Origin of the sequence: Blastococcus sp. MG754426 (assembly GCF_021699055.1) — a bacterium.
Classification (GTDB): Bacteria; Actinomycetota; Actinomycetes; order Mycobacteriales; family Geodermatophilaceae; genus Blastococcus.
Genome location: NZ_SSXC01000001.1, coordinates 77,249 through 96,189 on the forward strand (window position 1 = coordinate 77,249; position 18,941 = coordinate 96,189).

Sequence of the window (18,941 nt, forward strand, 5' to 3'; positions counted from 1 at the left end):
CCCCTGGTGAGGCACGGGCAGCCTCACCCGCGACTCCGGGGCCCGATCCGCAGGAAGAGCTTCCTGTGCCTACGGGCTCCTAGGCCGGGCGGGCGGGGAGGGCCGTCGGCAGCCAGGCGGGGCGCCGCGCCTCGTACGCCTCGACGTCGGCCAGGTGCCGCTCGGTGAGGCCGACGTCGTCGAGCCCCTCGAGCAGGCGCCAGCGGGTGTAGTCGTCGGCCTCGAACGGCACCGTGGTGTCGCCGTAGGTGATCTGCTTGGCCACCAGGTCGACGGTCACCTGGGTGGTCGGATCGGCCTCGGCGGCGGCCCACAACGCCTCCACCTCGGCCTGCGGCAGGACGACGGTGAGCAGCCCGGCCTTGGTCGAGTTGTTCTTGAAGATGTCGGCGAACCGCGAGCTGATGACCACGCGGAAGCCGCCGTCCATCAGCGCCCAGACGGCGTGCTCGCGGGAGGAGCCGGTGCCGAAGTCGGGCCCGGCGACGAGGATCGAGGCGTCGGCGAACTCCGGCTTGTTCAGCACGAAGTCCGGCTCGTTGGTGCGCCAGGCGACGAAGAGACCGTCCTCGAACCCGGTGCGGGTGATCCGCTTGAGGTACTCGGCCGGGATGATCTGGTCGGTGTCGACCGCGCTGCGGCGCAGCGGGGCGACGGTGCCGGTGTGGGTGGTGAAGGCGTCCACGGGTCAGGCTCCGATCAGGTCGGCGGGGGCGGTCAGGCGGCCGGTGAGCGCGGTGGCGGCGGCCACCGACGGCGAGACCAGGTGGGTGCGCCCGCCCTTGCCCTGCCGGCCCTGGAAGTTGCGGTTGCTGGTGGAGGCGGAGCGCTCCCCCGGCTTGAGCTGGTCGGGGTTCATGCCCAGGCACATCGAGCAGCCGGCGCCGCGCCACTCCGCCCCGGCCTCGACGAAGACCCGGTCCAGCCCCTCGGCCTCGGCCTGGTTCTTCACGCCGACCGAGCCGGGGACGACGAGCATGCGGGTGCCGGGGTCGATCTTCTTCCCGCGCAGCATCTCGGCGGCGACGCGCAGGTCCTCGATCCGCCCGTTGGTGCAGGAACCCAGGAAGACGGTGTCGACCTCGATCTCGGTGAGCGGGGTGCCCGGGGTCAGCCCCATGTAGGCCAGCGCCTGCTCGGCGGCCCGCCGCTCCCCCTCGTCGGCCATCTCCGCCGGGTCGGGCACCCGCCCGCTGATCGGCAGGCCCTGGCCGGGGTTGGTGCCCCAGGTGACGAACGGGGTGAGGGTGGAGGCGTCCAGCACGACCTCGGTGTCGAAGACCGCGCCCTCGTCGGTGCGCAGCGTCGACCAGTGCTCCACCGCGGCCTCCCACTCGGCGCCCTCCGGCGCGTGCGGACGGCCCCGGAGGAACTCGAAGGTGGTGCGGTCGGGGGCGATCAGCCCGGCGCGGGCACCGGCCTCGATGGACATGTTGCAGATCGTCATGCGGGCCTCCATCGACAGCGCCTCGATGGCGCTGCCGCGGTACTCGATGACGTGGCCGGCGGCGCCGTTGGTGCCGATCTGCGCGATGACGGCCAGGATGATGTCCTTCGCCGAGACCCCGGGCGCCAGCTCGCCCTCGACGGTGACCGCCATCTGCTTGGGGCGGTACTGCGGCAGCGTCTGGGTGGCCAGCACGTGCTCGACCTCGCTGGTGCCGATGCCGAACGCGAGCGCCCCGAAGGCGCCGTGGGTGGAGGTGTGGCTGTCGCCGCACACGATGGTCATACCGGGCTGGGTGAGCCCCAGCTGCGGGCCGATGACGTGCACGATGCCCTGGTCGCGGTCGCCCATGGGGGCCAGCCGGATCCCGAACTCGGCGGCGTTCCGGCGCAGCGCCTCGACCTGCGCCCGGCTGACGGGGTCGGCGATCGGCGCGAGGATGTCGAGCGTGGGGACGTTGTGGTCCTCGGTCGCCATCGTCAGGTCGGGACGGCGCACGGTGCGCCCGGCTGCCCGGAGGCCGTCGAAGGCCTGCGGGCTGGTGACCTCGTGCACGAGGTGCAGGTCGATGTAGAGCAGGTCGGGCTCCCCCGGCGTGCTGCGCACGACATGGGCGTCGTAGACCTTCTCGGCCAGGGTCTTCGGCACGGGCTCGTCCCCTCCGGGTGACTGGTCGCTCCCGAGTTGACGATCTCACTCTTCGGGATGCGAGTATTGCTGTGTGGGACAGCCTAACCCGGTCGCGGTTCTGGACAAAGCGGTGTCGATCCTGCACGCCGTCGCGCACGAGCCCGCCACCCTCGCCGAGCTCGTCGCACGCACCGGCCTGCCCCGGGCGACGGCCCACCGGCTGGCCGTCGCGCTGGAGGGGCACCGCCTGGTCCGGCGCACCGACAGCGGCAGCTGGGCGCCGGGGCCGGCGCTGGCCGAGCTGGGGCGGGGCACCGCCGACATCGGCGAGATCGCCGCGCGCCACCTGGTCACCCTGCGCGACGCGACCGGCGAGAGCGCCCAGTTCTACGTGCGCGACGGCGCCACGCGCGTGTGCGTCGCCGCGGCCGAGCGCACCAGCGGCCTGCGGGACACCGTCCCGGTCGGCGCGCGGCTGCCCATGACGGCGGGGTCGGCGGCGCACGCCCTGCTGGCCTTCATGCCGGCCGACGAGGTCACCCGCCTGCTGCCCTCGGCGAGCTTCACCGCGCGCACCCTGCTCGACGTCCGGCGGCGCGGCTGGGCGCACAGCGTGGCCGAGCGCGAGGCCGGCGTCGCCTCCCTGTCGGCGCCGGTCCGCGACGGCACCGGCACGGTGCTCGGCGCGGTCTCCATCTCCGGTCCGGTCGAGCGGCTGGGCCGCCGGCCGAGCCCCGACGTCGTCGGCGCCGTCCTGGACGCCGCCGCGGCCATCTCCCGCGCCGCACGCTGAGCCCACGCCACCACGGCCGCCGGTCAGGCCAGCCGGCGGGCACCCGCGGACGGGACCGCGGAGAGGACGCGCGGCGCGGCGGCGCTCTCCCGGGCGAACCGGTCGGCGACGGCGGCGGTGACGGCGTCGACCGCACCGGCGTCGACCAGCGCGATCGCGCTGCCGCCGAACCCGCCACCCACCATCCGGGCGCCGTGGGCGCCGGCAGCCACCGCGGCTTCCACGCAGGCGTCCAGCAGGGGCACCGAGACGGCGAAGTCCTCGCGCAGGGAGGCGTGGCCCTCGGTGAGCAGCGGGCCGATCGACCGGGGGTCGGCTCCCGAGCGCAGCACCGAGACCACCCGGTGCACGCGGTCCTCCTCGGTGAGGACGTGCCGGGCGCGGCGGTGCAGCCGGTCCCCTTCCGCGCTGCCGTCGGCGAGGACGTCGAGCGCGGCGACGTCGGGCACCTCGCGCAGCAGTCCGACGCCCAGCCGGGCGGCCGCCTCCTCGCACTCGCGGCGCCGGTCGCCGTAGCCGGAGGCGGCGTGGTCGTGCGTCGTGCCGGTGTCGAGGACGAGCAGCGCCAGGCCGGCGGCGGTCAGGTCGAACGGCACCTGCTCGCTGCTGCGGTCGCGGGTGTCCAGGAGCAGCGCGTGCCCTTCCACGCACAGCAGCGACGCCGACTGGTCGAGGATCCCGGTGGGGGCGCCGACGAAGTCGTTCTCGGCCCGCCGGGCGACGTCCACCAGGTCCCCCGGGGCGAGGTCGAGGTGCAGCAGGTCCCGGACGGCCAGGGCGACGGCGCACGCCAGCGCCGCCGACGAGGAGAGCCCTGCGCCCTCCGGTACGTCGCCGTCGACCAGGATGCTCAGCCCGCCCGGCACCGAGCCGGCCACCTGGTGCACCACCCCGGCCACGTAACCGGCCCAGCCGGGCGGGGTGCCCGGCCGCAGGTCGGGGAGGGCGACGTCGGCGTCGGCGTCCGGGTGCTGGAGCGAGCGCAGCACCAGCCGGCCGTCGTCGCGCCGGCCGACGGCGGCGCGCGTCGTGCGGGGCAGCGCGATCGGCAGCACGTGGCCACCGTTGTAGTCGGTGTGCTCCCCGATGACGTTGACCCGGCCGGGGGCGGCCCAGACGCCCTCGGGCGCGGAGCCGAAGCGCCGGGCGAAGGCGCCGGCTGCCGTGGCGGCACCGTTCACGGCAGGACCACGGCACGCAACTGCTGGGCGACGTCCTCGGGGTTCGTGTCGGTGAGGAAGGCGCCCATGCCGGACTCCGAGCCGGCCAGGTACTTCAGCTTCCCCGGCGCCCGGCGCAGCGAGAACAGCTGGAGGTGCAGCCACCACTCCCCGCGGCCGTCGCGCACGGGCGCCTGGTTCCACGAGGCGATGTAGGGCATCGGGGTGTCGAAGCGGTGGGCGAAGCGGCCCAGGAGGTCCAGGTACACCTCGGCCAGGGCGTCCCGCTCGGCGTCGTCGAGGGCCGGCAGGTCGGGCACCCGGCGGTTGGGGAACAGCTGCACCTCGTAGGGCCAGCGGGCGGCCGCCGGCACGAACGCCGTCCAGTGCTCGTCGGCGGCCACCACCCGGGGGCCGCTCCGCTCCGCCGCGAGCACGTCGGCGAACAGGTCGCGGCCCGTGGCCCCGCGGTACCGGCGCACCGAGGCGAGCACCTTCGCCACGCGCGGCGGCACGAAGGGGTAGGCGTAGACCTGCCCGTGGGGGTGGCCGAGGGTCACCCCGATCTCCTCGCCGTGGTTCTCGAAGCAGAACACCTGCTCGACGCCCTCGAGGGCGGACAGCTCCGCCGTGCGGTCCGCCCAGACGTCGACGACCAGCCGGGCGCGGTCGGGGCCGAGCTCGGCGAACGCGCGGTCGTGGTCGCTGGTGAAGCAGACGACCTCGCAGCGGCCCAGCCCCGGCCGCAGCTCCGCCAGCGGGGTGCCGGGAGCCGCGGCCGGCAGGTCCCGGTCGACGTCCGCGGCCAGGGAGGGGAAGCGGTTCTCCAGGACGACCACCTGGTAGTCGCCCTCGGGCACCTCGGTGGCCCGGCCCGGCCGGGTGGGGCACAGCGGGCACTCGTCCGCCGGCGGCAGCACGGTACGGGCCTGCCGGTGCGCGGCGACGACGACCCACTCGCCCAGCAGCGGGTCGAACCGGAGCTGCGAGCGGGTGGCGACGGCGGGCAGGTCCCGGCCGTCCCGGGCGTCGCGCTGCACGGGCTCGGCGTCGAAGTAGAGGATCTCCCGGCCGTCGGCCAGGGCACGCCTCGTCCGGAACACCGTGCGACCGCCTTCCGCCGACAGCTGGAACGGCGAGAGCCCCCGACCGCTGGTCGGGGGCTCTCGATCGCGTAGCCCCGAAGGGATTCGAACCCTCGCTACCGCCGTGAGAGGGCGGCGTCCTAGGCCGCTAGACGACGGGGCCGTGCGCGGAACATCTTGCCATGCCCGCCGGCGGGGCTCGCAGCGGGGGTCCCGGGACGGCGAGAGCCCCCGACCAGTGGTCGGGGGCTCTCGGTCGCGTAGCCCCGAAGGGATTCGAACCCTCGCTACCGCCGTGAGAGGGCGGCGTCCTGGGCCGCTAGACGACGGGGCCGTGCTGGGTGGTGCAAGAGGAACCAGGCTTCCTCGCTGGGGTACCAGGACTCGAACCTAGACTAACGGAACCAGAAACCGTCGGGCTGCCAATTACCCCATACCCCATGGGTAGCACCTCGCGGTGCCGTGAAGAACTGTACCCGACGTCCCGGGGGCGGGTCGCACCACCCCCCGACGGCGGGTCAGCGCGCGGGCGCCGGCCCGGGCGGGGGCCGCAGGTCCAGGGCCGGGGTCCGCAGCTCCGGCCGCGCCGACCGCCGCCACCGGGCCACCAGCAGCACGAAACCGCCGAACCCGGCCGCGGTGAGCGCGAGCGACACGGGCGCGAGCCCGGCGGGGACCACGTCGGTGGTCACCGCGTCCCCCAGCAGGGCGACGAGCAGGAACAGCACCACGTTGTTGACCGCGTGCAGGACCACGGCCGCCTCGATGCCGCCGGTCAGCCACACCACCGCCGAGGCGGCGAGGGCGAAGGCGAACCGGTCCAGGAAGGTGGCGAGGTCCGGCGGCAGGTGCGCCAGCGAGAAGAGCGCGCCGGTCACCACCGCGGCCACCACCGCGCCGGTGCGGGGCGCGCGGATCCAGCCGGCGATCGCCTGGCTGAGGTAGCCGCGGAACAGGTACTCCTCGGCCGCCGACTGCAGCGGCGTGGTGAGCAGGACGACGGCGAGCAACCAGCCCCACGAGGGGACCGGCCCGGTGACCTCCACCTCCCCCGCGGTGACGGCCACGAGCACCGACAGCCCGATGACGACGCCGATCGACAGCAGCGCCAGCACGGTCAGCCGGGGCAGCAGCCGCCACCGGAACCTGGCCAGCACCGACGACGACCAGCCCGGGCGCATGCCGTGCGCCACCGCCCAGGCCAGCCACACCACCGGGATGCCCACGGCCAGGGTCGCGTTGGTGACCAGCAGCGTGCCCGGATCGGTGAGCTCGATGAGGGCGAGGTCGGGGCTGATCCCGGTCAGGATGCCGAGCACGCCGAGCAGCGCCCCGGCCACGAGGAAGACCACCCCGAGCAGGAGCAACCCCAGCAACGGCCGCCACCAGGCCCAGTCGCGGGACCGCATGGCGTGCAGGAACGACGTCGGCTCGTCGTGCGGCGGCGTCCCCGGCGGCAGTGCCCACCCGGCCGGCGGCACCGGCGGGGACGGCGCCGGCCCGGGCGCCCACGGCGCGGGCGCCCACGGCGCGGGCGGGTACGGCGCGGAGGGCCACGCCGCGGGCGGGTACGGGCCCGGGGCCTGCGGCCACGGCGGCACCGGGAAGCGCCCCGGCACCGGCCGCAGCGTGGGCGGCGGCCCCGCGTAGGGCTCGTCGGCCGGTCCCCCGCCGCCCGCCGGGGAGCTCATCCCTCCGACGCCACCGCGCGGGCCGCGGCCAGCCGGGCGAGCGTCCGCTCCCGGCCCAGCAGCTCCATCGACTCGTACAGCGGCGGGGACACCGTGCGCCCGCTGACGGCGACGCGGACGGGCCCGAACGCCTGCCGCGGCTTGCGGCCCAGCCCCTCGACGAGCGACTCCTTGAGCGCCTGCTCGATGGCCGGCGTGGTCCACTCCGGCAGCGCGCCCAGCGCGGCCGCCGCGGCGTCCAGCACCTCCACGGCGGAGTCGCCGGCGAGCTGCTTCTGGGCGGCGGCGGGGTCGATCTCGACCTCGTCGACGAACAGGAAGCCCAGCAGCCCGACGGCCTCGGAGAGCACCACCATGCGCTCCTGCGCCAGCGGCGCGATGGCGCGCAGCACCGCCTCCTGCTCGGCGGTGGGCGGCTCGGCGACCAGGCCGGCGGCGGCCAGGTGCGGCACCACGCGGGCGGTGAACTCCTCGACCGGCAGCGCCCGCAGGTGGGTCGCGTTGATCGCCTCGGCCTTCTTCAGGTCGAACCGCGCCGCGTTCGCGTTGACCTTCGTGACGTCGAAGGCCTCCACCATCTCGGCCACCGAGAAGATGTCCCGGTCGTCGGCGATCGACCAGCCCAGGAGCGCCAGGTAGTTGACCAGCCCCTCGGGCAGGAAGCCGCGCTCCCGGTAGACGTCCAGGTTCGACGTGGGGTCGCGCTTGGACAGCTTCTTGGTGCCCTCGCCGGTCACCAGGGGCAGGTGGCCGAAGCGCGGGGTGCCCTGGGCGACGCCGATGTCGGTGAGCGCCGCGTACAGCGCCAGCTGCCGGGGGGTGGAGGGCAGCAGGTCCTCGCCGCGGAGCACGTCGGTGATGCCCATGAGGGCGTCGTCGACGGGGTTCACGAAGGGGTAGAGCGGGACGCCGTTGCCGCGCACCAGCACGAAGTCGGGCACCGCGCCGGCGGCGAAGCGCACCTCGCCGCGCACCAGGTCGGTCCAGGTGAGGTCCTCGTCGGGCATGCGCAGGCGCAGCACCGGCTGGCGGCCCTCGTCCCGGAACGCCGCCTTCTGCGCCTCGGTGAGGAACCGGTCGTGGTTGTCGTAGCCGAGCTTGGGGTCCTGGCCGGCCGCCCGCCGCCGGGCGTCGACCTCCTCGTTGGTCGAGAAGGACTCGTAGGCGTGCCCGGACTCGAGCAGCGTGGCGGCCACCTCGCGGTAGACCTCGTGCCGCTCCGACTGCCGGTACGGGCCGTGCGGGCCGCCCACCTCGGGTCCCTCGTCCCAGTCCAGGCCCAGCCAGCGCAGGCTGTCCAGCAGGTGCCGGTAGGACTCCTCGGAGTCGCGGGCGGCGTCGGTGTCCTCGATGCGGAAGACGAAGGTGCCGCCGTGGTGGCGGGCGTGCGCCCAGTTGAACAGGGCGGTGCGGATCAGCCCGACGTGGACCAGCCCGGTCGGCGACGGGCAGAAGCGGGTGCGCACGGTCACCGGGCGCCACCGGCGGTCGAGACGGCGTCGGCCGCCGTCACCGTGTTGGTCAGCGTGCCCAGCCCCTGCACCGAGCAGGAGACGGTCTGGCCGGGGCGGATCGGGCCGACGCCCGACGGCGTGCCGGTCAGCACGACGTCGCCGGGCAGCAGGGTCATCACCTGCGAGATGTAGGAGATCAGCGTCGGGACGCCGAAGAGCAGCTGGCTGGTGCGGCCGCTCTGGCGGCGCTCGCCGTCGACGTCGCAGGTGATCTCCAGGTCACCGGCGTCCAGGCCGATGCCGGCCAGGTCGGTCTCGATCCACGGGCCGAGGGGGCAGAAGGAGTCGAAGCCCTTGGCGCGGGTCCACTGGCCGTCGCTCCGCTGCATGTCCCGCTCGGTGACGTCGTTGGCGATCGTCCAGCCGAAGACGCTGCCCAGCGCCTGCTCGGGGGTGACGTTGCGGGCCCCGCGGGCGCCGATCACCACGGCCAGCTCGACCTCGTGGTGGACGTTGGTGCTGCCCGGCGGGATGCGGATGGCGTCCCCGGGACCGATGACCGAGGTGGAGGGCTTGAGGAACAGCAGCGGCTCCCCCGGCGCGTCCCCGGTACCCATCTCCTTCACGTGCTCGGCGTAGTTCTTGCCGACGCACACCACCTTGCTCGGCAGGATCGGCGAGAGCAGCCGGATGTCGGCCTGGGCGAACCGGGCGCCGGTGAAGGAGATCTGGCCGAAGGGGTGGCCCTCGATCTGGGCCACCTGGCCGTCTCCGTCGAGGACGCCGAAGGACATGCCCTGAGGACTGGCGAAACGGACGATGCGCACGAGCCGAGGTTAGCCGCGCCCCTTCCCGCCTACCGTGCACCCATGGCCTGCCGGTTCAGCGAGCTCGTCGTGGACAGCCGGGACCCCGAGTCCCTCGCCGCCTTCTGGGCGGCGGTGCTCGGCTACCCGGTCGTGGGGCGGGAGGACGACGGCGCCGTCGAGATCGGCCCGGAGGACGGCTTCGGCGGGCCCGCCCCCACGCTGGTCTTCGTACCGGTCGGCGACCCGACGCCGGGCAAGGTGCGCCTGCACATCGACGTCAGCCCCACCGACCGCGACCAGGACGCCGAGCTGCGGCGGCTGCTCGACCTCGGCGCGACCCCGGCCGACGTCGGCCAGGCCGAGGACGCGACCTGGCACGTCCTGGCCGACCCCGAGGGCAACGAGTTCTGCCTGCTGCGCACCCGGCTCGATCCGGCGTAGCCGGGGGACGGCAACTGGCCGCGGCTCCGGCCGGAGGCCGACAATGTCCCGGTGATCCTCATCGTCGTGAAGTTCCCCGTCCGTCCCGAGCGCGCCGACGAGTGGACCGCGCTGGCCACCGACTACGCCCGCGCGGTGAACGCCGAGGAGGGCTCGCTCTTCTTCGAGTGGTCGCGCAGCCTCGAGGAGCCGGGCACCTTCGTCTGCGTGGAGGGCTTCCGGGACTCCGACGCGGGCGCCGCCCACGTGGCCACCGACGCCTTCAAGCGGTTCGTCGAGCAGGCCCCGGACCTGGTGTCCGCCCAGCCGCAGATCATCTACGTCGACGCACCCGAGGTCTCCGGCTGGGGTCCGATGGGCGAGATCCAGCCGCGCTGACCGGGTGAAGCCGTTCCTGCTGCTGTCCTCGCGCCCGGAGGACGAGGCGGCGGACGAGGAGCACGCGTCGTTCCTGCGCTGCACCGCCCTGCCCGCCGGCCGGCTGCACCGCATCCGGATGGAGGCCGGGCCGCTGCCGCCGCTGGACCTCGACGACTACGCCGGGGTCTTCCTCGGCGGGGGTCCGTTCAACTCGTCGGACGCGGAGAAGTCCGCCGTCCAGGTGCGGGTCGAGCGCGACGTCGCCGGCCTGCTCGACGAGGTCGTCGACCGGGACCTGGCCTTCTTCGGCGCCTGCTACGGCATCGGGACCCTGGGCACCCACCAGGGCGGCGTCGTCGACCGGACGTTCGGCGAGCCGGTGTCGGCGGTCGAGGTGGGCCTGACCCCGGCGGGCCGGGCGGACCCGCTGCTCGCCGGGGTGCCCGACCGCTTCACCGCGTTCGTCGGCCACAAGGAGGCCTGCCGCGTGCTGCCGCCGACCGCGGTGCTGCTGGCCTCCTCGGCGACCTGCCCGGTGCAGATGTTCAAGGTGAAGCAGAACGTCTACGCCACCCAGTTCCACCCCGAGCTCGACGTCGCCGCGATCGTCGCCCGGGTGCGCATCTACCAGCACGCCGGGTACTTCGCGCCCAGCGAGGTCGAGACGGTCATCGCCCGGCTGACCCCCGCGGTGGTGACCGCGCCCGGCCGGTTGCTGGCGAACTTCGTCGCCCGCTACGGCTGAGGACGGCCGCTACGGCTGGGGACGGCGCAGCACCGCGTAGGTGAACGCGTCCACCAGGGCGTGCCACGAGGCCTCGACGATGTTGGCGTGGACCCCCACGGTGGTCCACTCCCCCACCCCGTCGGTGGTGTCGATGAGCACGCGGGTGGTCGCGCTGGTGCCGCCCTTCCAGCCGAGGATGCGCACCTTGTAGTCGGCCAGCGAGACGTCGGCCAGCTGCGGGTAGCGGTGCACCAGCGCCTGGCGGAGCGCGTTGTCGAGAGCGTTCACCGGGCCGTTGCCCTCACCGGTGGTGATGATCCGTTCGCCGTCGACGTGCACCTTGACCGTCGCCTCGCTGACGACGACGCCGTTGCCCCAGTGCTCGACGGAGGTGCGGTAGCTCTCCAGCTGGAACAGCGGCGGCGGCGCCTCCGGCAGCTGCCCGCGCAGCAGCAGCTCGAAGGAGGCGTCCGCGGCCTCGAACGACCAGCCGTCGGCCTCGAGCACCTTCACCTGGTCGACCACCCGGCCGATCGCGTCCGACTGGCCGGCGAGGTCCACGCCCAGCTCCCGCCCCTTGAGCTCGACCGAGGCCCGGCCGGCCATCTCGGTGACCAGGATGCGCATGTCGTTGCCGACGACGGCCGGGTCGAGGTGGTTGTACAGCTCGGGGCTCACCTTGATCGCGCTGGCGTGCAGGCCGGCCTTGTGCGCGAACGCCGAGGCGCCCACGAAGGGCTGGTGGTCGTCGGGGGCGATGTTGGCCAGCTCGGCGATCGCATGGCTCACCCGCTGCAGCTCCGGGAGGCACTCGGCGGGCACGGCGGGGATGCCCATCTTGGTGACCAGGTTGGCGATCAGCGCGAAGGTGTCGGCGTTGCCGGCCCGCTCGCCGTAGCCGTTCGCCGTCCCTTGCACGTGGGTGACGCCCGCCTCGACCGCGGCCAGGGTGTTCGCGACGGCGCACCCGGTGTCGTCCTGGCAGTGGATGCCGAGCTTCCCGTCCACGCGGGACGCGACATCGGCCACCACGCGTCCGACGCCCATCGGCAGCATGCCGCCGTTGGTGTCGCACAGGACGCCGACCTCGGCCCCGGCGTCGAACGCCGCCTGCAGCACCCGCACCCCGTAGTCGCGGTCGGCCGCGTACCCGTCGAAGAAGTGCTCGCAGTCGAGGAATACCCGCCGGCCCTGCGCCACCAGGAAGGCGACGGTGTCGGCCACCATCGCCAGGTTCTCCTCCAGCGTCGTGCGCAGGGCCTCGCGCACGTGCCGGACGTCGGACTTGGCGACCAGGCAGACGACCGGCGTCCCGGCGTCCAGCAGCGCGCGCACCTGCAGGTCGTCCTCGACGGCGACGCCGGCCTTGCGCGTCGCGCCGAACGCCACGAGCTGCGCGTGCTTGAGCTGCAGCTCGGTGCGCGCCCGGGCGAAGAACTCGGTGTCCTTCGGCAGGGCGCCGGGCCACCCGCCCTCGATGAAGCCGACCCCGATCTCGTCCAGCAGCCGGGCCACCGCGAGCTTGTCGGCGACCGAGTAGCTGATGCCCTCGCGCTGGGCGCCGTCGCGCAGCGTGGTGTCGAAGACGTGGAAGTCGGTGCTGGTCATGGGGTCTCCCGGGGCGGTGGTGTCGGCCCGAACACGAAAAAGACCCCCCGGGTACGGGAGGTCTGCGCGCAGTCGGGGAGGTGACTGCGCGCTAGGCGATGATGATCCGGCCGGTGGTGCTCATCACGGAGGAGTAAACCACTGCTGCGACACCAGGCCCCAGCCCGGGGCCGCGGATCGGCGGGATCGGCGCCGGCCCGCCGGCGAGAATCCGGGGGTGACCCCACGAGGCCGGAGGCCCGTGCACCCCGCGGACGGCGAGCTCCCGGGCTGACCGGCGCCCGGGGGCGACCTGGCGCACCCGTGCTCCGCCCGGGTGGCTCAGCCGCCGGCGAGCGCGGTGAGCCGGTCGCCGACCTCCGCCGTGCGGATCGCCGCCCGCGGGTCCCGCGTGGACAGGTCGAAGGCGACGGCGGCGTCGACCTTGCGGGCCTGCTCCGTGCGGCCCAGGTGCTCGAGCAGCAGCCCCACCGACAGGACGGTGGCCGTCGGGTCGGCGATGCCCCGGCCGGCGATGTCGGGAGCCGACCCGTGCACCGGCTCGAACATGCTCGGGTTGGTGCCCGAGGCGTCCAGGTTGCCGCTCGCCGCCAGCCCGATGCCACCGGTCACCGCGGCGGCGACGTCGGTGACGATGTCGCCGAACAGGTTGTCGGTGACGATGACGTCGTAGCGAGCCGGGTCGGTGATGAAGAACATCGAGGCGGCGTCGACGTGCTGGTAGGCGACGGTGACCTCCGGGAACTCGACCGACACCTCCTCCACGATCCGCGACCAGAGCCCACCGGCGTGGGTGAGCACGTTGGTCTTGTGGATCAGGGTCAGGTGCTTGCGCGGGCGGGCGACGGCGCGCTCGAACGCGTAGCGGACCACGCGCTCCACGCCGAAGGCGGTGTTGAGGCTGACCTCGGTCGCGACCTCCTGCGGGGTGTCCTTGCGCAGCACCCCGCCGTTGCCGACGTAGGGCCCCTCGGTGCCCTCGCGGACGCAGAGCATGTCGATCGGGCCGGCGTCGGCCAGCGGGCTGCGGACGCCGTCGAACAGCTTCGCGGGACGCAGGTTGACGTGGTGGTCGAGCTCGAAGCGGAGCCGGAGCAGGAGCCCGCGCTCGAGGATGCCCGGCGGGACGCCGGGGTCGCCGATGGCGCCGAGGAGGATGGCGTCGTGCTGCCGGAGCTCGTCGAGCACCGTGTCCGGCAGGAGCTCACCGGTGCGCTGCCAGCGCGCGGCGCCCAGGTCGTAGGGCGTCGTCTCCAGGTCGGGGGCGACCGCGCGGAGGACCTTGAGCCCCTCCGCCACGACCTCGGGCCCGATGCCGTCTCCGGGGATCACTGCCAGGCGCATGGGAAGGGACACTAGGTCAGAGGGGGCCCGGGCCTGCCGCCCGGGCTGGCGACGCCCCGGCGGAAGGCCCTGCCGGCACCGCGTCCCGGCTGCCGCGGCGGTCCTTGCTCCCGCTCGGCGGCACCGACATCCTGACCGTGTCGCCGGCGCAGACCGGCCCCGACGGAGGAGAACAGTGAGCCAGTCCGACGACCAGCGTCGTTCCGAGTCCCAGCCGTACGGCGGCGGGAGCGGTCAGGAGCACGGCCAGCCCTCCTACGAGCAGCAGCAGTACGGCCAGCCCCGGTACGGGGAGCAGCCGTACGGCCAGTACGGCCAGCAGGGCTACGGCCAGCAGGGCTACGGCCAGCCCCAGTACGGCCAGCAGTACGGAGCCCCCTCCCCCTACGGGCAGCAGCAGCCCCAGCCGTACGGCGCGTACGGCGGGTACGCCGACCCCGGGGTGCCGGCGAAGCCGGGCGGGGTGATCACGGCGGCCGTGCTGGGCTTCGTCTACGGCGCCATCGGGCTGCTGGTGACCTTCTTCCTCCTGGTGTTCGGGGCGGCCGCCAGCGGCGCCGGCGGCGGCCTGGACGAGGAGATCCCCGGCTTCGGCGCGGTCAGCGGCGCCGTCGGTGGTGCGCTGATCGCCGTCGGCGTGCTGGCCCTGGCCTGGACGGTCGTCATGGTGTGGGGCTCGGTCTGGGCGCTGACCGGCCGCAGCCGGGTGCTGCTGCTCGTCGGCGGCTCGATCGCGCTCGCCTTCACGACCATCGGCCTGCTCGGCAGCCTCGTCGACGGCACCTCCGGGGACGTCGTGGTGAACCTGCTGTTCTGGCTGGCGGCCCTGGCGATCGTCGTCCTGCTGTCCCTGCGGCCGGCCACCCAGTTCTTCGCCGCCCACCGGTACCGCCGCACCGGTCGCTGAACCGGGTGGTTCCGGCCGGCCGGTCCTCCTCGGGGCTGCTCCGGCCCGGCTCCGGTGTGACCATCACTACCAACCGTCCCCGTCGGTCGCGACGGGGGACCCGAGCAGGAGGAACCGCCATGTCCAGCCCCACCGGTCCCGATCCCGACCGTCCGCAGGGCGGCTCGCCGCAGGGCCAGCCGGGCTGGGGGCCGCCACCGGGCCAGCAGCCGGGCCCCGGGTACGGCCAGCAGCAGCCGCCCCAGCAGTACGGGCAGGGGTACGGCTACCCGAACGCGCCCGCCGGCTACGGCCAGGCGCCGGGCGGTCAGCGCCCGGGCCAGGTCACCGCGGCGGCGGTCATCGGTGTGGTGATCGGCGGCCTCGGCACGCTCGGTGGGCTGCTCACCCTCTTCGCCATCGGTGCCGTCTTCGAGATCGACGCCCTGCTCGGCCTCCTGGCGCTGCTGTCCTTCGCGTCGGCCGTCGTCCTGCTGATCGGTGGCATCCAGGTGCTGCGGGGGCAGGAACCGCGGCTGCTGCTGCTCGGCAGCTACGCGTCCATCGCCCTGCAGCTGCTGTACCTGCTCTGGGGCCTGGTCCAGGACGAGGGCTTCGTCTTCACCGGCCTGCTGGGCTTCGTGCTGCCGATCCTCGTCGTCGTCCTGCTGCGCACCGAGCAGTCCCGGCAGTACTTCGCCGCGCGCGGTCAGTCCGTCTGACCTCCCGCCGGACGCACGACGGCCCCCGCTGCCCCGGGCAGCGGGGGCCGTCGTCGTTCAGTTGCGGGCGGCGGTGCCGGTGTAGTCGTCGGACGCCGACACCCAGCTCATCAGGCCGCGCAGCTTGCGCCCGGTCTCCTCGATCGGGTGCGCCTCGGCCTCGGCCCGGCGGCGCTTGAAGTCCGGCGCCCCGGCGTCCTGGTCGGCGATGAACGCCGCGGCCCACGAGCCGTCCTTGATCGCGCCGAGGACCTCCTTCATCGACTCCTTGACGCGGGCGTCGATGACCTTCGGGCCGGAGGTGTAGTCGCCGTACTCGGCGGTGTCGGACACCGACCAGCGCTGCTTGGCGATGCCGCCCTCGTACATGAGGTCGACGATCAGCTTCAGCTCGTGCAAGCACTCGAAGTAGGCGACCTCGGGCTGGTAGCCGGCCTCGGTGAGGGTCTCGAACCCGGCGGTGATCAGCGCGCTCGCGCCACCGCAGAGCACCGCCTGCTCGCCGAAGAGGTCGGTCTCGGTCTCCTCGGCGAAGGTCGTCCTGATCACGCCGGCGCGGGCACCGCCGATGGCCTTCGCGTAGGAGAGCGCGAGCTGGAGGGCGCTGCCGCTGGCGTCCTGCTCCACCGCGACGAGGCAGGGCACGCCCTTGCCGTTCTCGAACTCGCGGCGCACGAGGTGGCCCGGGCCCTTGGGGGCGACCATCGCGACGTCCACGCCGGCCGGGGGCTTGATGTAGCCGAAGCGGATGTTGAAGCCGTGCCCGAAGAACAGCGCGTCGCCGTCCTGCAGGTTGGGCTCGACCGACTCGGCGTACAGGTGCCGCTGCACGTGGTCCGGGGCCAGGATCATGATCAGGTCGGCCTCGGCGGCCGCCTCGGCCGGCGTGACGACCCGCAGCCCCTCGGCCTCCGCCTTGGCCCGGCTCTTGCTGCCCTCCGGCAGGCCGACGCGGACGTCGACGCCCGAGTCGCGCAGCGACAGCGCGTGGGCGTGCCCCTGGCTGCCGTAGCCCAGGACGGCGACGGTGCGCCCCTGGATGATCGAGAGGTCGGCGTCGTCGTCGTAGAAGATCTCGGCGGCCATGCTGTGGTGCTCTCCTTCGTTCGGTGCGACGGTTTGTGCACAAACCGCCCGAATGGGGTGGTGCGGACTAGGCGGTGCGCTCGACCGGGCGCAAGGTACCGGCGCCGGACATGGCGCGCGGGCCCCGCCCCAGGGCGACGGTGCCGGACTGGGCCATCTCCTTGATCCCCAGCGGCGCGAGCACCGCCAGCAGCGCCTGGAGCTTGTCGGGGGTGCCCGTGGCCTCGAGCGTCACGGTGTCCGGGTTGACGTCGACGACGCGGGCGCGGAACAGCTCGGCGGTCTGCAGGACCTGGGTGCGCTCGGCCATCGGCGCGCGGACCTTCACCAGCAGCAGCTCGCGCTGCACGGCGGCCCCGCCGTCCAGCTCGACGATCTTGATGATCTCGACGAGCTTGTTCAGCTGCTTGGTGATCTGCTCGAGCGGCTGGCTCTCCGCGTCGACGACGATCGTCATGCGGGAGAGGTCGGGGTTCTCGGTCGGCCCGACGGCGAGGGACTCGATGTTGAACCCGCGGCGGCTGAACAGCGCCGAGACGCGGGCCAGCACACCGGACTTGTTCTCGACCAGCACCGAGAGCGTGTGCCTGCTCATCCGATTCACACCTGCCCGTCGCCGAAGACCGGGCGCAGGTCGCGCGCGGCCAGGATGTCGTCGTTGCTCGCCCCCGCGGCCACCATCGGCCACACCTGGGCGTCGGCCCCGACGACGAAGTCGATGACCACCGGGGCGTCGTCGATCTCCATCGCCTTCTGGATGACCGCGTCCACCCCCTCCTTGGTCTCGCACCGCAGCCCCACGCAGCCCAGGGCCTCGGCCAGCGCGACGAAGTCGGGGATGCGCACCGGCTTCGGGGTGCCGTCGGCATTGCGGGCGTGCAGCTTGGTGTTGGAGTAGCGGCCCTCGTAGAACAGGGTCTGCCACTGCCGGACCATGCCGAGGTTGCCGTTGTTGATGACGGCGACCTTGACCGGGATCCCCTCGATGGCGCAGGTGGCCAGCTCCTGGTTGGTCATCTGGAAGCAGCCGTCGCCGTCGATGGCCCACACGGTCGTCTCCGGGCAGCCGTACTTGGCGCCCATCGCGGCCGGGACGGCATAGCCCATCGTGCCCAGCCCGCCGCTGTTGAGCCAGGTGCCGGGCTTCTCGTAGGAGATGAACTGCGCGGCCCACATCTGGTGCTGGCCGACGCCGGAGGTGTAGATCGCGTCGGGCCCGGCGATCGCGCCCAGCCGCTCGATGACGTACTGCGGGGACAGCGCGCCGTCCTCGGGCCAGTCGTAGCCGAGCGGGTAGCGCCGGCGCCAGTCGTCCAGCTGGGCCCACCAGGCGTCGAGATCCGGGGTGCGGCCGGCCTCGTGCTCGGCGCGCAGCGCCTCGACCAGCTGGGCGATGGTCTCCTTCGCGTCGCCGACGATCGGCACGTCGGCCTTGCGGTTCTTGCCGATCTCGGCCGGGTCGATGTCGGCGTGGACCACCGACGCCTCGGGGGCGAAGCTGGAGAGCTGACCGGTCACCCGGTCGTCGAACCGCGCGCCCAGCGCGACGATCAGATCCGCCTTCTGCAGCGCGGTCACCGCCGCCACCGTGCCGTGCATGCCGGGCATGCCCAGGTGCTGCGGGCTGCTGTCGGGGAACGCGCCGCGGGCCATGAGGGTGGTGACGACCGGGGCGCCGGTCAGCGCGGCGAGCGCGGCCAGCTCCTCGGTCGCCCGCGCCTTGAGCACGCCGCCGCCGACGTAGAGGACCGGTCGGCGGGCCCCGGCGATCAGCGCCGCCGCCTCGCGGACCTGCTTGCCGTGCGGGCGGGTGGTCGGCTTGTAGCCGGGCAGGTCCAGCCGCGGCGGCCAGGCGAAGTCGGTGGTCGCCTGCAGCACGTCCTTGGGGATGTCGACCAGGACGGGGCCGGGGCGGCCGGTCGCGGCCAGGTGGAAGGCCTCGGCGATCCGCTGCGGGATCTCCTCGGCGTCGGTCACCAGGAAGTTGTGCTTGGTGATCGGCATCGTGATGCCGCGGATGTCGGCCTCCTGGAAGGCGTCGGTCCCGATGGCGGCGCTGGGCACCTGCCCGGTGATCGCCACGACCGGGACCGAGTCCATGTAGGCGTCGGCCAGCGGGGTGACCAGGTTGGTCGCGCCCGGGCCCGAGGTCGCCATGCAGACGCCGACCCGGCCGGTGGCCTGGGCGTAGCCGGTGGCGGCGTGGCCGGCGCCCTGCTCGTGGCGGACCAGCACGTGGCGCACCTGCGAGTCGAAGAGCGGGTCGTACGCCGGCAGGATGGCCCCGCCGGGGATGCCGAAGACCACGTCGACGCCGACCGCCTCGAGCGAGCGCACGAGGCTCTGCGCGCCGGTGATGCCGGCCACCGGCTGGGCGGCGGCCTCGGCCACGGAGCGGGCGGTCGTCTCGACGCCGGTCAGCGCCGCGGCGGCCTCGCGGGTGGCGGCCTCGGAGCCGGGGGCCTCGTGGGGGGTGCTGGTCATCGCGCGGATCTCCTGTGCCTGGCGGCGTGGTACGGGCTGGTGCGACGGACGACGTGCTCGCTGTGCGGCAGGTCACGGCCAACAAAAAACCCCTCGTGCCGCGGGCACGAAGGGTCAGCGCGTCGGTCGGTGACCGGACGCGCTAGGCGAGTACGAGGACGCCGCGGGTGCGGGCGTCGGCGAGCATGCAGGTGCGAGGCACGGGGACACTGTG

Annotated in this window: 18 protein-coding genes and 3 tRNA genes; 6 read left to right on the plus strand and 15 right to left on the minus strand. The window is 73.9% G+C overall.

What is annotated here, in order from left to right:
- Positions 1–79: 79 nt before the first annotated feature.
- Together leuD and leuC are read right to left on the minus strand one after the other, a co-directional pair.
- Positions 80–685 carry a 3-isopropylmalate dehydratase small subunit gene (gene leuD, locus E9549_RS00420; protein WP_236824600.1) on the minus strand — a complete coding sequence of 202 codons (606 nt, stop codon included), beginning with the start codon at positions 683–685 and terminating at the stop codon, positions 80–82.
- Positions 686–688: 3 nt separating this feature from the next.
- Positions 689–2,095: a 3-isopropylmalate dehydratase large subunit gene (gene leuC, locus E9549_RS00425; protein ID WP_236824601.1), complete on the minus strand. Its 1,407-nt coding sequence runs from the start codon at positions 2,093–2,095 to the stop codon at positions 689–691.
- A 73-nt stretch (positions 2,096–2,168) separates the two neighbouring features.
- On the opposite strand from leuC, the gene E9549_RS00430 reads away from it, so the two are divergent.
- Complete coding sequence (locus E9549_RS00430) at positions 2,169–2,870, plus strand: IclR family transcriptional regulator (protein ID WP_236824602.1); 702 nt, start codon at positions 2,169–2,171, stop codon at positions 2,868–2,870.
- Between the two features lie 23 nt (positions 2,871–2,893).
- On the opposite strand, the gene galK is transcribed toward E9549_RS00430, so the two are convergent.
- The 8 genes from galK to E9549_RS00470 form a co-directional block, all read right to left on the minus strand.
- Positions 2,894–4,051 (minus strand): galactokinase, encoded by a 1,158-nt coding sequence (gene galK, locus E9549_RS00435; RefSeq protein ID WP_236824603.1) that lies wholly within the window; start codon positions 4,049–4,051, stop codon positions 2,894–2,896.
- On the minus strand, positions 4,048–5,133 hold the full coding sequence (gene galT / locus E9549_RS00440; RefSeq protein WP_236824604.1) for a galactose-1-phosphate uridylyltransferase: 1,086 nt from the start codon (positions 5,131–5,133) through the stop codon (positions 4,048–4,050). Before galT ends, galK begins: the two co-directional genes overlap by 4 nt.
- 72 nt (positions 5,134–5,205) lie before the next feature.
- Positions 5,206–5,278 (minus strand) — tRNA-Glu (locus E9549_RS00445).
- A 98-nt stretch (positions 5,279–5,376) separates the two neighbouring features.
- Positions 5,377–5,449, minus strand: a tRNA-Glu gene (locus tag E9549_RS00450).
- A 35-nt stretch (positions 5,450–5,484) separates the two neighbouring features.
- Positions 5,485–5,556: transfer RNA gene (locus tag E9549_RS00455), tRNA-Gln, on the minus strand.
- A 77-nt stretch (positions 5,557–5,633) separates the two neighbouring features.
- On the minus strand, positions 5,634–6,806 hold the full coding sequence (locus tag E9549_RS00460) for a CPBP family intramembrane glutamic endopeptidase (protein WP_236824605.1): 1,173 nt from the start codon (positions 6,804–6,806) through the stop codon (positions 5,634–5,636).
- Positions 6,803–8,278: a glutamate--tRNA ligase gene (gene gltX, locus E9549_RS00465; RefSeq protein WP_236824606.1), complete on the minus strand. Its 1,476-nt coding sequence runs from the start codon at positions 8,276–8,278 to the stop codon at positions 6,803–6,805. Before gltX ends, E9549_RS00460 begins: the two co-directional genes overlap by 4 nt.
- Complete coding sequence (locus tag E9549_RS00470) at positions 8,275–9,087, minus strand: fumarylacetoacetate hydrolase family protein (RefSeq protein WP_236824607.1); 813 nt, start codon at positions 9,085–9,087, stop codon at positions 8,275–8,277. The genes gltX and E9549_RS00470 overlap by 4 nt, the downstream gene beginning before the upstream one ends.
- A gap of 42 nt (positions 9,088–9,129) precedes the next feature.
- Between E9549_RS00470 and E9549_RS00475 the strand changes: the two genes are divergently transcribed.
- Genes E9549_RS00475 through E9549_RS00485 form a run of 3 tightly spaced genes read left to right on the plus strand, consistent with a single transcriptional unit; the run spans position 9,130 to position 10,615 of the window.
- Positions 9,130–9,510, plus strand: coding sequence for a VOC family protein (locus E9549_RS00475; RefSeq protein ID WP_236824608.1), 381 nt, complete (start codon positions 9,130–9,132; stop codon positions 9,508–9,510).
- Positions 9,511–9,561: 51 nt separating this feature from the next.
- Positions 9,562–9,888 carry a putative quinol monooxygenase gene (locus E9549_RS00480; protein WP_236824609.1) on the plus strand — a complete coding sequence of 109 codons (327 nt, stop codon included), beginning with the start codon at positions 9,562–9,564 and terminating at the stop codon, positions 9,886–9,888.
- Positions 9,889–9,892: 4 nt separating this feature from the next.
- Positions 9,893–10,615: a glutamine amidotransferase gene (locus E9549_RS00485; RefSeq protein WP_236824610.1), complete on the plus strand. Its 723-nt coding sequence runs from the start codon at positions 9,893–9,895 to the stop codon at positions 10,613–10,615.
- Positions 10,616–10,624: 9 nt separating this feature from the next.
- On the opposite strand, the gene cimA is transcribed toward E9549_RS00485, so the two are convergent.
- Entirely contained in the window at positions 10,625–12,205 is a 1,581-nt protein-coding gene (cimA, locus tag E9549_RS00490; RefSeq protein WP_236824611.1) for a citramalate synthase, read from the minus strand.
- A 321-nt stretch (positions 12,206–12,526) separates the two neighbouring features.
- Complete coding sequence (locus E9549_RS00495) at positions 12,527–13,549, minus strand: 3-isopropylmalate dehydrogenase (protein ID WP_236824612.1); 1,023 nt, start codon at positions 13,547–13,549, stop codon at positions 12,527–12,529.
- Between the two features lie 175 nt (positions 13,550–13,724).
- Here E9549_RS00495 and E9549_RS00500 point away from each other — a divergent pair, with 175 nt between their 5' ends.
- Together E9549_RS00500 and E9549_RS00505 are read left to right on the plus strand one after the other, a co-directional pair.
- On the plus strand, positions 13,725–14,456 hold the full coding sequence (locus E9549_RS00500; protein WP_236824613.1) for a hypothetical protein: 732 nt from the start codon (positions 13,725–13,727) through the stop codon (positions 14,454–14,456).
- Between the two features lie 119 nt (positions 14,457–14,575).
- Complete coding sequence (locus E9549_RS00505; RefSeq protein ID WP_236824614.1) at positions 14,576–15,157, plus strand: hypothetical protein; 582 nt, start codon at positions 14,576–14,578, stop codon at positions 15,155–15,157.
- A 57-nt stretch (positions 15,158–15,214) separates the two neighbouring features.
- On the opposite strand, the gene ilvC is transcribed toward E9549_RS00505, so the two are convergent.
- The 3 genes from ilvC to E9549_RS00520 all read right to left on the minus strand — a co-directional run bounded on the left by ilvC (position 15,215) and on the right by E9549_RS00520 (position 18,727).
- Positions 15,215–16,243: a ketol-acid reductoisomerase gene (gene ilvC, locus E9549_RS00510; RefSeq protein WP_236824615.1), complete on the minus strand. Its 1,029-nt coding sequence runs from the start codon at positions 16,241–16,243 to the stop codon at positions 15,215–15,217.
- Between the two features lie 67 nt (positions 16,244–16,310).
- A complete protein-coding gene (ilvN, locus tag E9549_RS00515; protein WP_236824616.1) occupies positions 16,311–16,838 on the minus strand; it encodes an acetolactate synthase small subunit in 528 nt (175 codons plus the stop codon).
- A gap of 5 nt (positions 16,839–16,843) precedes the next feature.
- Entirely contained in the window at positions 16,844–18,727 is a 1,884-nt protein-coding gene (locus tag E9549_RS00520; RefSeq protein ID WP_236824617.1) for an acetolactate synthase large subunit, read from the minus strand.
- Positions 18,728–18,941: the final 214 nt, after the last annotated feature.